At 60.0% G+C, this 16,565-nt stretch carries 15 protein-coding genes; 12 read left to right on the top strand and 3 right to left on the bottom strand.

Annotated features, from left to right (window positions below):
• The first annotated feature begins 20 nt into the window (after positions 1-20).
• Positions 21-3,572 carry a MobF family relaxase gene (gene mobF / locus ACTHXA_RS13295; RefSeq protein WP_441673163.1) on the top strand — a complete coding sequence of 1,184 codons (3,552 nt, stop codon included), beginning with the start codon at positions 21-23 and terminating at the stop codon, positions 3,570-3,572.
• A gap of 31 nt (positions 3,573-3,603) precedes the next feature.
• Here the strand turns inward: mobF and ACTHXA_RS13290 are convergent, their stop codons facing one another.
• Together ACTHXA_RS13290 and ACTHXA_RS13285 are read right to left on the bottom strand one after the other, a co-directional pair.
• Complete coding sequence (locus tag ACTHXA_RS13290) at positions 3,604-5,601, bottom strand: ATP-binding protein (RefSeq protein ID WP_441673161.1); 1,998 nt, start codon at positions 5,599-5,601, stop codon at positions 3,604-3,606.
• A gap of 133 nt (positions 5,602-5,734) precedes the next feature.
• The gene (locus tag ACTHXA_RS13285) at positions 5,735-5,947 is read right to left on the bottom strand and encodes a hypothetical protein (protein WP_441673159.1); all 213 of its coding nucleotides are present in this window, start codon (positions 5,945-5,947) and stop codon (positions 5,735-5,737) included.
• Positions 5,948-5,997: 50 nt separating this feature from the next.
• Between ACTHXA_RS13285 and ACTHXA_RS13280 the strand changes: the two genes are divergently transcribed.
• From ACTHXA_RS13280 to ACTHXA_RS13265, 4 genes are all read left to right on the top strand, one after another.
• Positions 5,998-6,291 carry a ribbon-helix-helix domain-containing protein gene (locus tag ACTHXA_RS13280; RefSeq protein ID WP_441673157.1) on the top strand — a complete coding sequence of 98 codons (294 nt, stop codon included), beginning with the start codon at positions 5,998-6,000 and terminating at the stop codon, positions 6,289-6,291.
• A gap of 836 nt (positions 6,292-7,127) precedes the next feature.
• Positions 7,128-7,421, top strand: coding sequence for a ribbon-helix-helix domain-containing protein (locus ACTHXA_RS13275; RefSeq protein ID WP_441673156.1), 294 nt, complete (start codon positions 7,128-7,130; stop codon positions 7,419-7,421).
• A gap of 202 nt (positions 7,422-7,623) precedes the next feature.
• Positions 7,624-7,926, top strand: a complete 303-nt coding sequence (locus ACTHXA_RS13270) for a helix-turn-helix domain-containing protein (protein WP_441673154.1) — start codon at positions 7,624-7,626, stop codon at positions 7,924-7,926.
• Positions 7,927-7,938: 12 nt separating this feature from the next.
• On the top strand, positions 7,939-8,640 hold the full coding sequence (locus ACTHXA_RS13265; RefSeq protein WP_441673165.1) for a HipA domain-containing protein: 702 nt from the start codon (positions 7,939-7,941) through the stop codon (positions 8,638-8,640).
• Positions 8,641-8,682: 42 nt separating this feature from the next.
• On the opposite strand, the gene ACTHXA_RS13260 is transcribed toward ACTHXA_RS13265, so the two are convergent.
• On the bottom strand, positions 8,683-9,309 hold the full coding sequence (locus ACTHXA_RS13260) for a TetR/AcrR family transcriptional regulator (protein WP_441673152.1): 627 nt from the start codon (positions 9,307-9,309) through the stop codon (positions 8,683-8,685).
• A gap of 154 nt (positions 9,310-9,463) precedes the next feature.
• On the opposite strand from ACTHXA_RS13260, the gene ACTHXA_RS13255 reads away from it, so the two are divergent.
• The 7 genes from ACTHXA_RS13255 to ACTHXA_RS13225 all read left to right on the top strand — a co-directional run bounded on the left by ACTHXA_RS13255 (position 9,464) and on the right by ACTHXA_RS13225 (position 16,551).
• Positions 9,464-10,579 (top strand): ABC transporter permease, encoded by a 1,116-nt coding sequence (locus ACTHXA_RS13255; protein ID WP_441673150.1) that lies wholly within the window; start codon positions 9,464-9,466, stop codon positions 10,577-10,579.
• 261 nt (positions 10,580-10,840) lie between these two features.
• The gene (locus tag ACTHXA_RS13250; RefSeq protein ID WP_441673148.1) at positions 10,841-12,265 is read left to right on the top strand and encodes a helix-turn-helix domain-containing protein; all 1,425 of its coding nucleotides are present in this window, start codon (positions 10,841-10,843) and stop codon (positions 12,263-12,265) included.
• A 360-nt stretch (positions 12,266-12,625) separates the two neighbouring features.
• Entirely contained in the window at positions 12,626-12,967 is a 342-nt protein-coding gene (locus ACTHXA_RS13245) for a CHY zinc finger protein (RefSeq protein WP_441673146.1), read from the top strand.
• 91 nt (positions 12,968-13,058) lie between these two features.
• Positions 13,059-13,397, top strand: a complete 339-nt coding sequence (locus ACTHXA_RS13240; RefSeq protein WP_441673144.1) for a DUF1801 domain-containing protein — start codon at positions 13,059-13,061, stop codon at positions 13,395-13,397.
• A 301-nt stretch (positions 13,398-13,698) separates the two neighbouring features.
• Positions 13,699-15,132 carry a purine-cytosine permease family protein gene (locus ACTHXA_RS13235; protein ID WP_441673142.1) on the top strand — a complete coding sequence of 478 codons (1,434 nt, stop codon included), beginning with the start codon at positions 13,699-13,701 and terminating at the stop codon, positions 15,130-15,132.
• A 122-nt stretch (positions 15,133-15,254) separates the two neighbouring features.
• On the top strand, positions 15,255-15,812 hold the full coding sequence (locus tag ACTHXA_RS13230) for a cysteine hydrolase family protein (protein WP_441673140.1): 558 nt from the start codon (positions 15,255-15,257) through the stop codon (positions 15,810-15,812).
• 76 nt (positions 15,813-15,888) lie between these two features.
• The gene (locus ACTHXA_RS13225) at positions 15,889-16,551 is read left to right on the top strand and encodes a GAP family protein (RefSeq protein WP_441673138.1); all 663 of its coding nucleotides are present in this window, start codon (positions 15,889-15,891) and stop codon (positions 16,549-16,551) included.
• Positions 16,552-16,565 lie beyond the last annotated feature (14 nt).

Raw genomic sequence — 16,565 nt, 5'->3', positions numbered from 1 at the left:
CGAAGGAAAGGTGCTCGACCATGACGGTGTCAATGCGGGTGATGTCCGCCGGAGACGGGTACAAGTACCTGCTGCGCACGGTCGCGGCCGGAGACGGAGACCGGTCGCTCACGACGCCGCTCACTCGCTACTACTCCGCCGAGGGGACACCGCCCGGCCGGTGGATGGGCGCCGGGCTTTCTACGCTCGGAAGCGGTCAGATCATGTCTGGTGATGAAGTCAGCGAAGCCCAGCTTCAGCTCCTCGTCGGTATGGGGTGCGATCCAATCACCCGCGGCCCACTCGGCCGCGCATACCCGGTCTATAAGTCCATCGAAGAGCGAGTTCAAGCACGAGTAGAGGCTCTCGATGCAACGCAGACTCCGGTGGATCGAGGCCAAACGGTTGCGGCCATCGAAGCAGAGGAAGCTGCGTGGGGTGTGCGCAAGGCTGTTTCAGGATTCGACTTCACATTCTCGATACCGAAGTCCGCAAGCGTACTCTGGGCGATCTCCGACGCAGGAACACAGGCACTCATCGAGGAGGCGCATCATGCGGCAGTTGCGCAGATGGTTGCGTACATGGAGCGCGAGGTTGCATTCACTCGCACCGGTGCAAGCGAAGGCGACGGTGCGGTTGCGCAGGTAGATGTGCGAGGCGTGCTTGCAACTGCCTACGATCACTATGATTCGCGCTCCGGTGATCCGCACTTGCACACGCACGTTGTCATCAGCAACAAAGTGCAGACAGTCCTCGACAACAAGTGGAGGTCACTCGACAGTCGACCGATGCACGCTGCCACGGTCGCGATCTCCGAGCTGCACGAGGCGGTCTTCGCCGATCATCTCACCCGAGTAATCGGAGTCGAATGGGAACTTCGAGCGATGGGCCGCAATCGCAACCCAGGCTGGGCCATCAGCTCGGTGCCGGAGTCACTGACCGCAGAGTTCTCGACCCGCTCGCGCCACATCGACGTTGAAACCGACAAGCTCATTGAGGAATACCTTGAGCGGCACGGTCACAGGCCGAGCGCGGCGGTGATTATGAAGCTGCGCGCGCAGGCGACTCTCTCGACGAGGCCTGAGAAGACACTGCACTCTCTCGCCGATCTGACCGCTGGATGGCGTGACCGGGCGAGCGCGATCCTGGGTGAGGATGCAACCGCGTGGGCGCGGCGGGGTGCATCGAACGATCGTCCGTTGCTGTTCCGCGCCGATGACATTCCGCTGGATGTGATTCGCTCGATTGGCGAGAGCGTCGTTGCGGCGGTTGGTGAGAAGCGTTCGACCTGGCGGCGCTGGAACCTCACCGCAGAAGCCGCACGGCAGACCATGGGTTACCGGTTTGCAACGATGGAGGATCGCGAAGCGTTCGTTGGGCTCGTGGTGGATGCCGCCGAGCAAGTATCTTTACGGTTGACGCCGTTCGAGCTGGCTTCGAGCCCCGTCGAGTTTCGGCGCAGTGATCAGTCGTCGGTGTTCAGACCGAAGAACTCAACCGTGTTTTCGTCGAACCTGCTGCTCGAAGCCGAAGACCGTTTGCTTGATCTGAGCCGCGACCTCACCGCGCCGACGGTACCGCTGGCGACGATCGAGAAGTTCGCGCGTAAGCCTGATCGAGACAAGCGCGTGCTCGGTGAGGACCAAGCCGAAGCGCTTACTCGTATCGCCGTCTCGGGTCGAGTTGTCGATCTGCTCGTTGGCCCAGCAGGTGCGGGAAAAACGACCGCAATGTTTGCGCTGCGCCGGGCATGGGAGTCGACTCATGGAACAGGTTCTGTCGTCGGGCTTGCGCCTTCAGCTGGTGCGGCGGAGGTGCTTGCCCAGGATCTCGGGATCGCAACCGAGAACACAGCGAAGTGGTGGCAGAACCACCTGACCACCGGCGAAGGATTCTCTACCGGACAGCTCGTTATCCTCGACGAAGCCTCACTCGCAGGCACCCTGTCGCTCGACCGCATCACAGCACTTGCCGCGTCAGCTGGCGCGAAGGTGCTGCTGGTCGGTGACTACGCACAGCTCCAATCGGTCGATGCGGGCGGAGCGTTCGGGCTGCTCGCGCACAGCCGCGACGATGTGCCCGAACTCGTCGGCGTGCACCGCTTCACCCACTCCTGGGAGAAGACTTCCTCGCTTGACCTGCGCCACGGACGTACCGAAGCCATAGATGCCTATGACGCGCACGCGCGCATCGTCGATGGTGAGACGGAGGCAATGGTCGACGCAGCCTACGAGGCGTGGCGAGCGGACCGGGCAGCGGGGCGATCCTCGATATTAATCTCCGATTCCAACGAATCAGTGGCCGCTCTCAATAGCCGGGCACGCACCGATCTAATCCTCGACGGCACCGTGCACGGGCCGCGAGAAGCTGCGCTGCACGATGACAGCCGCGCAGCGATCGGTGACACGGTGATCACACGCAAGAATGACCGCAGACTAGTTGCGGGGCGTGGCTGGGTTAGGAACGGTGACCGCTGGACCGTGCTCGACGTGCGCACCGATGGTGCTGTCATCGCTCGACGACTCGGGGCCACCCGTGGTAGCTCTGTCGTTCTGCCTGCGGGATACGTAGCCGAGCACCTGGAGCTGGGATACGCGGTCACCTCATACCGTGCTCAGGGCGTCACAACCGACACTGCACATGTGCTTGTAGATTCGTCGATGACCCGCGAGAACCTCTACGTTGCGATGACCCGTGGACGCGAATCGAACCAGGCGTATGTGGCTGTGGATCGACCAGACTCTCTGCACAGCGGACCACACCCGTCTGATGACGATGGAGCAACGGGACGGAACGTTCTTTATGGGGTGCTTCAAAGTATTGGAGCGGAACTCTCAGCTCAGGAATCTCTCGTTGCCGAGCAAGAAACTTGGGGCACGATCGCGCAGCTCGCCGCAGAGTACGAGACCATCGCAGCCGCCGCACAACGTGACCGATGGGCGACGCTGCTTCACGCATCGGGCCTCCCTGAGTCGGATGCCATCGCCGCGACCGAGTCCGACGCCTTCGGGCCACTGGCTGCCGAGCTGCGTCGAGCTGAAGCCAACCATCATGACGTCGATGCGCTGCTGCCACGCCTCGTGCGCGCACGCGGATTCGACGATGCCGAAGACATCGCAGCCGTGCTGCGGCACCGGCTTGCTTCGGTGACTGCACGTGCAGCCGGATCGGGGCGCTCTCGCAAGGCTCCTCGCCTGATCGTTGGTCTGATCCCGGAAGCAACTGGGGCGATGAGCGACGAGATGCAAAAGGCGCTCGCAGAGCGGCGCGCACTGATGGAGGAACGTGCAGATGCCGTGTTGGACCGTGATCTTGCCGCGGCTGCACCGTGGGTTTCTGCGCTTGGCGCGGAACCGGCTGATTCACGTGCCCGCACATCGTGGCGCGGCTCCGCTCGCGTGATTTCTGCTTACCGTGACCGTTACCAGATCACTTCCAACGACGCCCTGGGAGAAGCGCCTCAAGGAACCACTCAGAGAATTGATCGCTACCGCGCAGAAGCTGAGCTTCGTGCACTCATCAGACACTCGCAGCACCAGGATCAATACTCTCATCGACGCCATGTCCCCGAAGTGCGTGGAATCCCGTTGTGACCCGTACTTCGTCTCGGGCTAGCAAATCCTCTTAGAGTTGGGACGCAGAATGCGCTTCCAGCGGTTGCCGTTGATCCACGTGCGGGAGCGCGATCGTAGGTAGACGCTCCCCGTGCTGTGCGCGAAGATACACCATGCTCTGTTCAGACGTTGGGTCATATCCGAGCGCATCCTTGACGAACTTCATTCGGTGCCGCGCATCCTGAATGATTCGTGCCCAAGTCACACCGCGGACTGTGACGCGATGTCCCGAGATCTCAAAATCTGAAAAGACATCGTCCGGAAGATTCCCCTGTCCAAACTTGTGGAGCACGTCGTCTTTGATCTCGTCCCCGACGATCCAGAACTCCCAGTTCACCCCTGTTGATGCGAATCTGCCGTCGGAAGCGACTGCCTGAGCATAGTTCTCAATTTGTTCCATTTCACGCTTACCGATGGGGATGCTGGGGCGCTTAAGTTCGATCACGATGTGCTCTCGATGATTGCGGGACTGCTCAATTACTCTGCTGAGCATCATGTCTACAACGACCTCGCGTCCATCGGCATCCAGCACTGGATTGCCCAGATCTTCAGGCGTGAGTTCAGCCCTACCTAGCTCTTCGATATGGTTCTTGAGTGCAGTGCGAAGTGTGTTGTCGTCTGCGGTAAGCGCATACTCTTCGCGGAAAACCCAGGTCTCTTCAGCGAGCACTCGGTGAAGTTGCTTGCGTTCCGTAACGGACTTCTTTAGGGACTTGTCATTGACGATTTCTTCGAGGCCAGTGAGGAACTCAAGTCGGCCGACCACCTGATTCCCGACACGCAGCAAGGCATCGAGCGAAGTCTTTTGGATGAGGGTGCTCAGCTCGTCAGCCTGCTCCTTGGGCAGGTCAAGGACAGCTTCGAGGATGTGGTGGACGCTGCTGGGGCTCGTCTCAACTGCGTTCTTTAAAAGTTCGAGTGAGAGCTTTCGAGACTTGAGGTCCGAGTCTTTGACCGCCGGTGCAGCGGCGACAGCTACAAGGTCGAACAGTCCTCTTGCTGCTTCATCAGCTCTGCTGGTTGGTGGCGTTCGAAATGGGTATGAATCTTCGTCCTGCCACTGTTGAATCAGTCGAGCTGAACGCTCGTCATCCTGAGCTTTGAAGTACTCGCGGAGCTTATCTTGGGCCGCGGTGACAACGGAACGTACCTGTTCCGATTCGCTGCCCTCCAGGCCGAGAAAGTTGGGTTCGCGCTCAAAGCCGCTCCACTTTAGATAAGCAGTGAAGTCAAAGCCCGGCGCTTGAATGCCTGGTTTCATATCATGGAGCGAGTTTCCGGCAGCGTCGCAGAGGTAAAGGTGTCGAGCGACAGGCGTCTTCCACTCGATGATCGTTAAGACGACTGCGTCGTCGATTCCCTCGACCTTGATTGGGAGATCCGTCTGCCTTCGCTTGAGCGCGTTCACACTAAGAGGTGAGCCTTGCCAGTCGACCGTGAGGCCGTATTGCTCGATTTGCAAAGCAAATGTGGTGAGGACGTCCTCTTTTGCGCTGGCTGACTCTAGGTAGCGCGAACCTGCGGAGGACAGATCTGTAACCTCCACGGTGACGCCAGTATCGTCAGCGGAGGCAGGTGTGGCTGAAGAAATTGCAAACTGTTTGGGATTGGACTTGTTCACAGAGATTGTGAAGCGGACTCGGCCATCAGCCGTACTGTCTGCTATTGAAGTCCACCGAACCGAGTTGCCGATCCCGAGTGCAGCCCACCGTCCGGATCCCCGCTCGCCATGAAACGGCCTGCCATTTGGGCTCTGTTTGACAGCTCGTTTCCATCCGTTTCCGAGCGCGCCGAAAGTTGACTCGCGGTCATCAGGGGAGATGCCTGTGCCGTTATCTGTGACGGTAAGGCGTTCGAGGCCACCTATTGCGCCGCTGTGCAAATCGATACTTATTGTCGTGGCGTCGGCATCGATGGAGTTCCAAATCAATTCGGCGAGGGCAGTCTTCGGCGATTTTGCGAGTGTGTCGAGATGCGCGGCTTCGACCGACACGTTCATAAACTCCATGCCCACATCTTCTCAGACACGTATGACATCGACCTCTATCCTTTTTTGGTTGCAGGTCGCTCAGTGCCAAGAGCGAGACCAATGCGTACACGAAAATGTGGTAGTATCGTGTACGTAATTGAAGGCGGGGTCGTTATTGATACATGTGCAGGTTCATGAGTCCACCCTCAAGCGTGGCTTGAGTGCTGATGAAGTGATCCGCATGTGGGTTGAGGGCTCCGAAGAGGTACAGATCGATGACGATGAGCCGCCGCGGTACATGCGGCTCGCCTTCGACGAGAACGGCCGCCCATGGGAGGTTGCCGCGTTGAGCTTTGGCGGCGGGGCTCGGTACCTCGTGATCCATGCGATGCCAGCCCGTAAATCAGTAGTCGAGAAGATGCAGAGGAGGATGAGATGAACGACAAGATCGCTAAGCCCGACGGCGGCTCCTACGGCACGATCGACGGCGTTGAGATCACTGAAGAAGTGATCGCTCGCCTCGTCAAGAATGCCGAAGACGGATTCCCCGGTGCGAAGTTCCGCACGCCTGGCCGACCAGCACGTACGGAGGAACCCACGCGGGCCGTGACCGTGCGCCTGAGCGAGTCCGAGCTTGAAGCAGTCATGGCTCGTGCGGAGCGGGAGCACCGCACGCGGTCGGATGCCATCCGCGAAGCGATTGCGGAATGGGCGCACGCCCGAGCGTGACAACCCCGGTACTACCGATAAAATCGAATGAGACCACTAGCGCGGTCGTGGGGCCAGCGCAGGACGGTGTTGGACACTTATCAACTTTCATAGAGGCACGCTGGGGGCACGAAAAATGCATATCACTCGAAAGCACGCAGAATCATGCGGTCGCGACGAGAACTGGGACTTCTAGAAGTTCTTTGCTGAAGGGCCTTACTAAAGGCTGGTCACGCCCCGGATCTGCGAATACTCGCAGATCCGGGGCGTTTTTCGTGCCCATCCGGAACGCCTTCGTGCGGAACTCCTCGCGAATACCACCCGCAACTCGCGCGACCACTTTCAGGAAAGTGGTAAACCGCGTTGCGGGTGGTAGGCAATTTACATGAGGTGGTCTATTGCGTTTTCGGTGGTGCTTGGAACTTGAAGTTTGGAACTTGGAACTTGAGTGGCCAGCTGTCCATCAGGGCAAGCGCGCGCTCGCGAGCCGTTCGGCCGTGCTGAGTCCGTAGTCGCAGCGGTGCAGTCCAGGAGCGAGTCGGTGTTATGTACACGAAATGATGTTAGTATCGTGTACATAATTAGGCAGGGTAGCGATTGGTCAAAGTAGAGGTTCACGAGTCGGCCCTCAAACGCGGGTTGAGCGTTGAGGACGTGATTCGCATGTGGGCGGAAGGTGTCGACGAGATTGTCATCGACGACGGTGAGCCGCCACGGTATATGCGGCTTGCATTCGACGATTTGGGTCGGCCATGGGAAATAGCTGCTCTGGCTTTCGGAAACGGGGCACGATATCTCGTCATTCATGCCATGCCAGCTCGAAAATCAGTGATTTCTAGGATGCAGAGGAGGGGGAGATGAACGACAAGATTGCCAAGCCGGAGAACGGCTCCTATGGCACGATCGACGGAGTGGAGATCACCGAAGAAGTGATTGCGCGCCTCGTCAAGAACGCGGAAGAAGGATTCCCAGGAGCAAAATTCCGCGCGCCTGGCCGCCCAGCGCGCACCGACGAACCGACTCGCGCGATTACCGTTCGACTGAGTGAGTCAGAGCTTGCGGCGGTGATGGCGCGTGCCGAGCGTGAACACCGCAGTCGATCCGAAGCGATTCGCATTGCGTTGGCCGAGTGGGCGAACGAGGCGGCGTGATGCTCCGACCTGAGTAGCGTGCACAGGGTGAGATTGCGCTCAGGTGCCGGAACGCAGGCAACCGCGGGCGTTCACGCCGAATTCACCATGTCCTTCTGCTTTCAAGTACTGGCAGGCGTTTGCGCGGGCTGCTGAAATACGTTTCTTCCTCACGATCGCCCCGTGCACATTATTCTGCGCCCACACTTGCAAGCACAGAATAATGTGCGTAGCATATTTTGCACACGATACTGTGCAAACGGAGGGTTCTCTGGTGTTCATTCAATCGCCGAAAGTGTTCGCTGACTTCGTGCGTTCGCACCGAATCCAAAACGGGATGACTCAGGAGGATCTCGGCTCACGAACGGGAATGAGTCGTAGGTGGGTCCAGGAGCTAGAGGCGGGAAAGCTCGTGCCGTCTCTGGAAGCCACACTGAGTGTGGCTACGGCGTTTGGCTACGAATTGCATCTGGAACCGATGCCGAGCGCGTCGCATCTGAACTCCCTGTTTGACGAGCTGTCATGATCGGTCACTCGCCTGCATCAGGAAGACTTCTGCCAAGCGTTATCGTTCCTGCCGTCTCGGAAATACGAGGAGGATGGCGGTCCGACAATGGCCGACATGGTCGCCGTCGTCGACGAGCATAGTTCTCCACGGTGGCGGGGCGAGGACCGCACGGCCCTCGCGCGGTTGTTCTCGTTCAACTTGCTGACCGCTGGGGTTGACGCGCATGCGAAGAATCACAGCCTCATCCTTAGCGGTAGCCTGGTGCGCCTCGCCCCGGCATATGACCTCATCTCGGCACACGGGATGTGGAGTGCAGAGCGCGTGCGATTTAAGGGTTTAGCCGCCGTGCGTTATGGCAAGGAACGACGCTATCGCCAGATCACGGGGCGGAATCTGGCCAATACTGCTGATATCTTGCGCATGGACCGGCGAGAGTTCCACGATCAGCTTGTAGCCATGCAGCGCCGACTCCCGCGCGCCCTGAATTTGGCGGTCAGTGAGCTTCCCGAGGAAATGCTGACGGATCGGGTGAAACGGATGGCTGAACGTCAGGCGGAGTTCGGTATTGAGGTCTCTTCGCGTATGACCTTGGCCGATATCACTGAAACCACCGTGTTCGATCCGCCGTCTAATCGCAGTAGCGGTAGGCGCAACCGAGTGTGGGTGCCGGGGAAGTTGATGAACGGTAAATGGGAAACTGGCAGCTACCGAAACCGTGGACAATCACGTTAGTCAATACTTCCCACTTCCTCAGTTTTGGATTTGGAAGCCTTATTAAGTCTGCGCTTCGTTTTGTGGCGAGTCAGCGGTCGCGTGTTCAGACGCCTCGGCGAGCGTCGCCATGAGGATCGGGACGGTCGCTTGCACGATCGGTAGCCGACGTACCGCGGCGAGCTCGGTGAGCAAGTCGGCGTGCGGGTCCAGCCTGCTGAGAATCTCGAGCATGCCGCCAAGCGCGAAGTGCACGGTCACGCTTGCTTGCACATCCAGTTCATCTGGCGCGATTCCGAATGCATCGAGCCAGAGTGCGAGCATCGAGTCTTTGAGCATGTTCCGCAATCTTGAAGTTGAGTGTTGCCCCATGATGACGGGGATGCGGTGCAGGTTGCCGGTGTCTGTAGCGGCGCGGAGGAACAGTTCGTCGATCTGCTCGGATTCTGGGGAAAAGCCGCTCGCCAGCAATTTGGGGATTTCCGGAATCAGGAGGTTGGCGACGGCGCTGCGTGAGAGCTCATCGAGCCCGGCGAAGTGGTAGTAGAACGAGTTTCTGTTGACCCCCGCCGCCTCAACGATGGCGCTCACGGTGATCTTGTCGAACGGAGTTACTGCAAGGACGTCGAAGAACGCGACTTCGATGCGCGCCGCCGCCGTCGGTGAACCATCCTTCTTCGGGCGCGCCATGCCTGTCCCTCCACCCATAAATTAGGCAGCCAGCCTGAAGCTGCCCGTTTTATCTAGACACTCTGCCTAATACTCTCAAACTGTATCGAACGTGCGATGTCACGGCCAGAGGGAAGGACTTGTAGTGTTCGAAAAAATGGGGTCGAGGAAGTATGTGTTCCCTGTTCTTATCGTCGTACTCATCGGCGACGTCATGGCGCTCATGTTTTACCCGATGCTGAATATGGCGCCGAAGGAACTCCCATTCGCCGTGCTCTCGCTCGACGAAGGTGCTGAGACACCGCAGGGTGAAATCAATGCCGGCGCGATGATGGCGGACACTCTCGTGAACGCCGAAGTGCCCGAAGGTGAGGATGCGGCTCCAATCAAGTGGGAGCTCTTCGAGAGCCAGCAAGAACTCGACCAGGCACTCGCCAATAACGAACTCTTCGGCGCCCTCACCATCCCCGCCGACTTCACGGAGCGCCAGGCGATGGCACAAGCAGGTGCGGGGGACGTGCCGAGCGTGGATGTGGTGCTCGACAATGCGAAAAGTCCCATCGCTGCGACACAGATGCAACAGTCGCTCGGAGAAGTATTTGCGGAGATGAACATCCCGGCAAATATTGAAATCATCAATACCGGGGATTCGGATGCCGCTGCCTCGTCTCCATTGGCGGGCATGATGAGTCAGCAAATCGGCGTGATGCCGCTCATGATGATGTCACTGGCGGGCTCGATCGTGCTGACTCGTATCTTTCCGAAGAAGAACGCGGCTTCGACAGGCGGTCGCTTCGCCGCGCTCGGTAAGCAACTCGGATACGCGGGTGTGCTTTCGCTCCTTGCTGCGGTCACTGCCGTGGTTCTGCTCAATACACTCGTCGGTGCGAGCGCTCCGTTTTGGACGACCACCGTGTTTCTCTGGCTTGCGAGTTTCGCGGTGATGAGCTTGTTTATTGGTTCGTTCAATATTTCTACGCTGCTCGGTGTACTCGTGGTGGTCTTCGCACTGCTCTGCGGAATGTTGACCGCGGTGCTTCCCGCCGAACTGTTGCCCGCGTTCTGGGCCGACTGGATTTACCCCTGGTCGCCGCAACACTTCATCGGCGACGGCATCCGCGACATCCTCTATCGCGGCGCTGGCCTATGGCCGCGTGGTGCGGGTGGGCTCCTCGCCCTCGGCGGAATCGGTCTCGCGCTTGCGGGGCTTTCGGCCCTGATCAGCGGACGTTCTAAGGGTTCCGCCCCGGAACGATCGGATGAACCACAGTCGGCTCCGAGTCTCGCATAAGGATGGCGTGGCTAGGTTCCCGGGAGGGACGGTCCGGATGATCGGGTGTCTGTCGCGTACCGGTGAGTCTGCGCCGGCTCCTGCATCACCGGCCGCGTCTGCATCCCCACAGCGCATCTCGCTTACCACCGAGAAAGTGGTTTACTACTTTCCTGAAGGTGTGTCATCTCTCAGAGCTTTGTTTACAGACTCTCTCATGACTTTGTTTACAGGGTGTCTCATGGCTTCGTTGACAGGTAGCAGGTCTCGCAAGATCGAGGGATGTCGAAGTCTCTTTCTCCTGCTGTTCGTCGCCAAATCATCGCGTACGACCCTGCCGACCCGCAGTCGCCGTCGGTGTCAGCGTTTTGCCGGTCGCTGGGCATCAGTCGTCCCTCGTTTTACACCATTCGTGACCGGTTCCGGCAGGAGGGCAACGCGGCATTGAACCCGCGCTCGCGCGCACCACACCGGCCGGCGCGGGTGTACACCGACAAGACGAGGGACATCGTGCTCGGGGTCCGGCAGCACCTGAAAGGCAAGGGGTGGGATGCCGGGCCGCGATCGATCTGGCATTTCGGTGTTGATGAGGCACTGTTTACTGGCCCGATCCCGTCGGTGTCGACCATTTCCCGGGTCCTCGCTGAAGCGGGGGTGGTGGAGAAGAACCCGCGGAAACGTCCTCGGTCCTCGTTTATCCGGTTCCAGCGGGCTGCGGCGATGGAGATGTGGCAACTCGACGCGTTTGAGTTCAAGCTCTTCGACAGCGTCGACGAGGGTGCGCGGACGAAGGTGACCGTGTATCAACTTGTTGATGACTCGACACGGTTCGATGTCGGATCCTGCGCGTTCCAAGATCCCGAGAACGGCGATGACGCAGTCAGCGCGGTGACAGCGGCAGTCGAGGAGTACGGGGTGCCGCAGGAGTTACTCAGTGACAATGGCAAGGCGTTCAACCTTGCCCGACAGGGCGGGGTCACGAAGCTGCAGCGGGCGCTTGCTGATCGCGGGTGTCTGGGGATCACGGGATCGTTTCAGTCACCGACCACGCAAGGCAAGAACGAGCGCTCCCACCAGACGCTGAGCCGGTTCTTGAATGCGCATACCCCGGGCACGCTGGCGCGGGTGGGCGAGTTGGTGGTGGAGTATCGGGAGTATTACAACCATCGTCGTCATCATCAGTCGCTGCCCGGGGAAATGACCCCTGCGCAGGCGTGGGACGCGTCAGAGCATCGTCCGTCCAGCGGGGAACCGATCCCGCACGCGGACCTGATCGCGAAGGCGTTGGAATACACCAGCCAAGCCATCGCTGATGCGGCAGAGCCTGGCGATGGACTCACGCTGCAGGACCCGCAGCATACGGGTTCTGGTCGGTTACGGTCCGTTGCTGGTGAGGTCGTGATCACTCGAATGAACCCACAAATCTATCTACACGGCAAAATCATCAAGGTCCCGACCTATCTTGTCGGCACTTACCAGCCGGTGATCACTGACAACGAGTACGTGTTGTTCGATGTGCGTGATGGCGCGGAATCGATCGGGTTCCCCCTGCCGATCCAGACCAAAGCGCCCCATCCGAAACGGTTCCCGCTGTGGCAGGTTCGTGGCGCAAGAGTGCGCGATCCGAAACACGATTGGGCCCAGGAACACCTCAACTATATGACGGAGCACTATCCCGAAGACATGACCGAGGTGTCAGCGAAGTGATGACATCGACTGTCAACGAACTCGTGACAGCGGGTGTCAACAAAGTGATGACACCCGCTGTAAACGAAGTCATGAGAGAGGTTGTAAACAAACTCGGGGTATTCCACACACTTTCCTGAAAGTAGTAAACCGCACTTTGGGTGGTAAGCGGGCTCGGGATGCAGTGGTTGGCAGGTTCGAGAAGGGGCCGTGCGCCCGGAAAGGGCCGCTCACGGCGCGAGACCCGGCGCCGCGCACGCGCGAGAACGGGTGTTCCAAGAAGAACCAGCTCCCGAAAGAACGCGGCAATGCGACCATGCCGTGACTAAGCGGGCTCGGGATGCGATGGTCGGCAACGGCACCCCGGGTACAGTAACCAACATGGCAACGCCGCGAGTTCTGGGACCAACGGTCGATGACGAGACCCGGTGCATCCACTATCACGGGCCCACCGACCTCATCGCGATTAAGTTCAAGTGCTGCGGTGAGTACTATCCGTGCTTCAAGTGTCATGAAGAGACGGCCGGGCATGCCGCGCAACAGTGGCCCGCCACCGAGGCGACACAAGCGGCAATCCTGTGCGGGCAGTGCAAGCGCGAGCTGCCCATCAACACGTACATGGTGCTCGGACGCTGCCCCGACTGCGATGCGCAGTTCAACGAGCGCTGTAGCCTCCACTATCCGCTGTACTTCGAGTTCGGCAATACCGGCGCCGCGACATAGGGCACACACGAAAACAGGATCGCGGACAGACCAACAACGCCGATGTGCAGGGCATAGGATGTGACCCTGTCAATCGAGGAAAGAGTCGCAGATGTTTGGGAAAAAGGGCGAGACCGCCGTGCTTGAGAAACTCGCAAAGGCACCGGAGCCATACCGCGAGATCGGTGAACGACTGCATGCGCTAATCCGAGAGAATGCGCCGACGCTGGAGCCAATCCTGCGCTGGGGGATTCCCTTCTATACTCGCAACGGTGAAGACATTTGCTACATCAAGTCTGACAAGGACTACCTTGTTTTTGGATTTGGCGAGACGGTGAATCCCGCATTCACTGACGGCGAAGCGCTCCACCCGATCGTCTGGAGCATCACTTCGCTCGACGAGCAGAGCGAAGCGAGAATCATCGAGCTCATCAAGAAAGCCGTCAGTTAACTCCGAATCACTCAGCCCGACAAAATGCCGCGCCCGCGCACAGCGTGGGATGCGGCATTTTGGTTTTCCGGTGTCTGCGAGCCGGTGGGAGTGGATGAGCAACCAGCGGGGTGGATTCGCGGCAGGGCAACTCTCATGCATGCAAGAGGGCTTGGTATTTGGCAGATAATCGGATGTTTGCCTAATTTTAAGCAGCCAAACCACGTTGACATGTATGCCAGAGCGGGATAGGTTCAGTGTCAACACCGCCCATCAGCACAGCCCACCGACACAGCGCAATGACGCGAGACGAGGTCCAACAATGTCCAACCCGACCGGTGACGAGCAGGCCGCCTACGGCAGTTCGCTCACCAAAGTTGAGCCGCACGGCACCGAATCGATTCCCACGAGCGAGCGACACGGGCATCCGCGTCAGCAGTTCACGCTGTGGTTTGCGGCCAACATGGTGCTCGCGGTCATGGTGTCGGGCTTCTTCTCGGCATCGTTCAACCTGACGGTGATCGAGGGGCTCACCGCAGTCGCTTTCGGATCGCTCCTCGGCGCCATCGTGATGGGTGTCCTCGCCGGAATCGGCGCAAAACTCGGCGTGCCGCAACAGGTGCAGGGCCGCGCCCCGATGGGCTACTACGGCAACTACCTGCCGATCGCGCTACTCACCATCGTCTCGGCAATGGGCTGGACCGCCGTCAACACGGTATTCGCAGTCCTCGCGCTGCAGACCCTCGTCGACATCCCGTTCTGGACCGGCGCGATCGTGATCTACGCAATCCAGGCGATCTTCGCGGTCTGGGGTCACAACCTCATCCACATGATCAACAAAGTCGCGAGCGTGGTCCTCGCGATTCTCTTTGCATTCATCACGTTCTTGTCGCTTCAGCAGGTCGATTTCGGCATCGAGCTGAACCGGGATGCGACGATCTTCCAAGGTGGAATCGGCAGCTGGCTGACCTTCGCCGGGTTCTTCTTCGCCTACGTGATGACCTGGACGCCCTTCGCCTCCGACTTCTCGCGGTACCTGCCCAAAAACATCAGCCACGCGAAAGTCGCGACCTACACCGCGGGCGGCAGTTTCGTCTCGCTCATGTGGCTCGGCGGCATCGGCGTCCTCGTCTCGAGCTTCGCGGGCGAGCTCGGCGCGGTCGAGGCACTGAGCGCCCTCACCGGCGATTGGGCGCCACTCGCGATGATCACCGTGGTGCTTTCCACGCTGCCGGTGAGTGCGATGAATCTCTACGGCGGCGCACTGTCGCTGCTCACAATCGGCGTGCCCGTGAGCCGTGCCGTCGGAGTCGCCGTGACCGCGGTGCTGAGCCTCGGCATCGCGCTCCTCATGCAGGGCGACCCCTACGGCAGCTTCTACGACTTCCTCAATTTGCTCGCGTACCTCGTCGTGCCGTTCAGCACTGTGCTGCTGCTCGACTATTTCTCGCGCTCGCGGTACCTCGGCGAGCGCGGAACCACCGAACTCTTTGACAAGAGCCGTCGCGTTGAGTGGGGCTTCTTCGCCTGGATATTCGGATGCGCCTTCTCCTCGCTGTTCTGGAATACCAGCATTTGGGTCGGCCCGTTCGCGGAGCCGTTGGCCGCGTGGGGCGATCTCGCCTACGTCACCGGCGTGGTCGCGGCCACCATCGCGTATTTCGTCATGCGACTTCTCCCGCCGTTGTCGAAGGATGCGACCGGTGAGTTGACGGAGACGGAAGCAACATCGCTTCGCAGCGTCACTCGTCGATAGCCTCGGGAAACCGACAGCAGTCAGCGAAACCGGCAAGGCTAAGGAACGCGAAAGGGAGCGGCGTGGTGGACAACGGGGCGGAATCGGGCGGCCTGGATGCAGCCAACATAGGTGCAGGCAGCATGGAGTCAAGCAGCAAGGATGCAAGCACCGCGAAGCTCGTCATTATCGATATGCAGGAAGCATTTCGCCGCGAAGGCAGCGACTGGGCATGTGTCGGATACGAGGCCGCCGCCAACCAAATTGCTCGGCTTGCCGAGCAATTCGCCGGGGATGTGATCTGGACGCGGTTCGTCCGCGATCCGCAGGAGCACGGCAGTTGGGCCGATTACTACGTTCGCTGGCAGGCCTTCCGCGTTCCCGAAGACTCTCCCGAGTGGGCGATCACGATGCCGGTAAAGGCGGCGGATGCGGTGGTCAGCCTCCCGACGTTCGGGAAGTGGGGGAGCGAGCTTGCCTCGCTCACCGAGGGGCACGACCTCGTGGTCTGCGGTGTTGCGACCGACTGCTGCGTGATCGGGACCGTGCTGCCCGCGATCGACGCCGGGAAATCCGTCACGGTCGTGACCGACGCCTGTGCGGGCGCCACGGCAGAAGTGCACGCGCAAGCACTACACCTCATGGGTATGCTCGCTCCTATGGTGTCGCTCAAGACGACGGACGAGGTGCTTTCCCGGTAATTCGCCGAGCAAGACGGCTCGACCGGTTGTTCGCGCGCCGAGCATCGAGCGCGACGCAGAAGCGAGGAATCCGAACATGGGGCTGCAATTTTCCGACCTCTTGCCGCTCGCCATTGGTATTGCGATCAGCCCGATTCCCATTATCGCGGCCATTCTGCTGCTGCTCTCAAAGCGCGGTCGCGTGCCCGCCATAGCGTTTGCGGCCGGATGGGCGCTCGGCATCGCGCTGGGCGTTGTGGTGTTTCTGCAGGTCCGGATGCTGCTGCCGCCCGCGGATTCCGACACGGGCGGTCAGGTTCGTGGCTGGTTGGGTTTGGTCCTCGGGGCGGTGCTGCTTGTACTCGGCGTCCGATCGTTCTTACACGGCACCGGCACCGGCGAACCTCCGCCTCCCGCGTGGATGCGCGCGCTCGACTCGATGGGCCCGTGGCGAAGCGGCGGATTCGCCTTCATCATGGCGCTCGGGCCGAAGAACCTCGTCCTCGCTGCGACGGCGGGCATCAGCCTCAGCCGCGTCGACTCGATGCCCGTCGCCGTGATCGGTGGCGCCGCCTTCATCCTGCTGGCGGGCTTGACAGTGCTCTTCCCGGTTGGTGCGACCGTGGTCGCCCCTGCCAGGACCGCGAAACCGCTTGATGCACTTCGCAACTGGCTTGTCCGCAACAACAGCACCATCATGGCGATTCTGCTCATAGTGCTGGCGATGAATTCCATCGGCAAGGGCCTGGATGCGCTGTAGCAAGTGCCGGCGCA

Origin of the sequence: Gulosibacter sp., from assembly GCF_052090685.1 — a bacterium.
Taxonomy (GTDB): domain Bacteria; phylum Actinomycetota; class Actinomycetes; order Actinomycetales; family Microbacteriaceae; genus Gulosibacter.
This window is presented reverse-complemented; position numbering and strand designations above follow the sequence as displayed.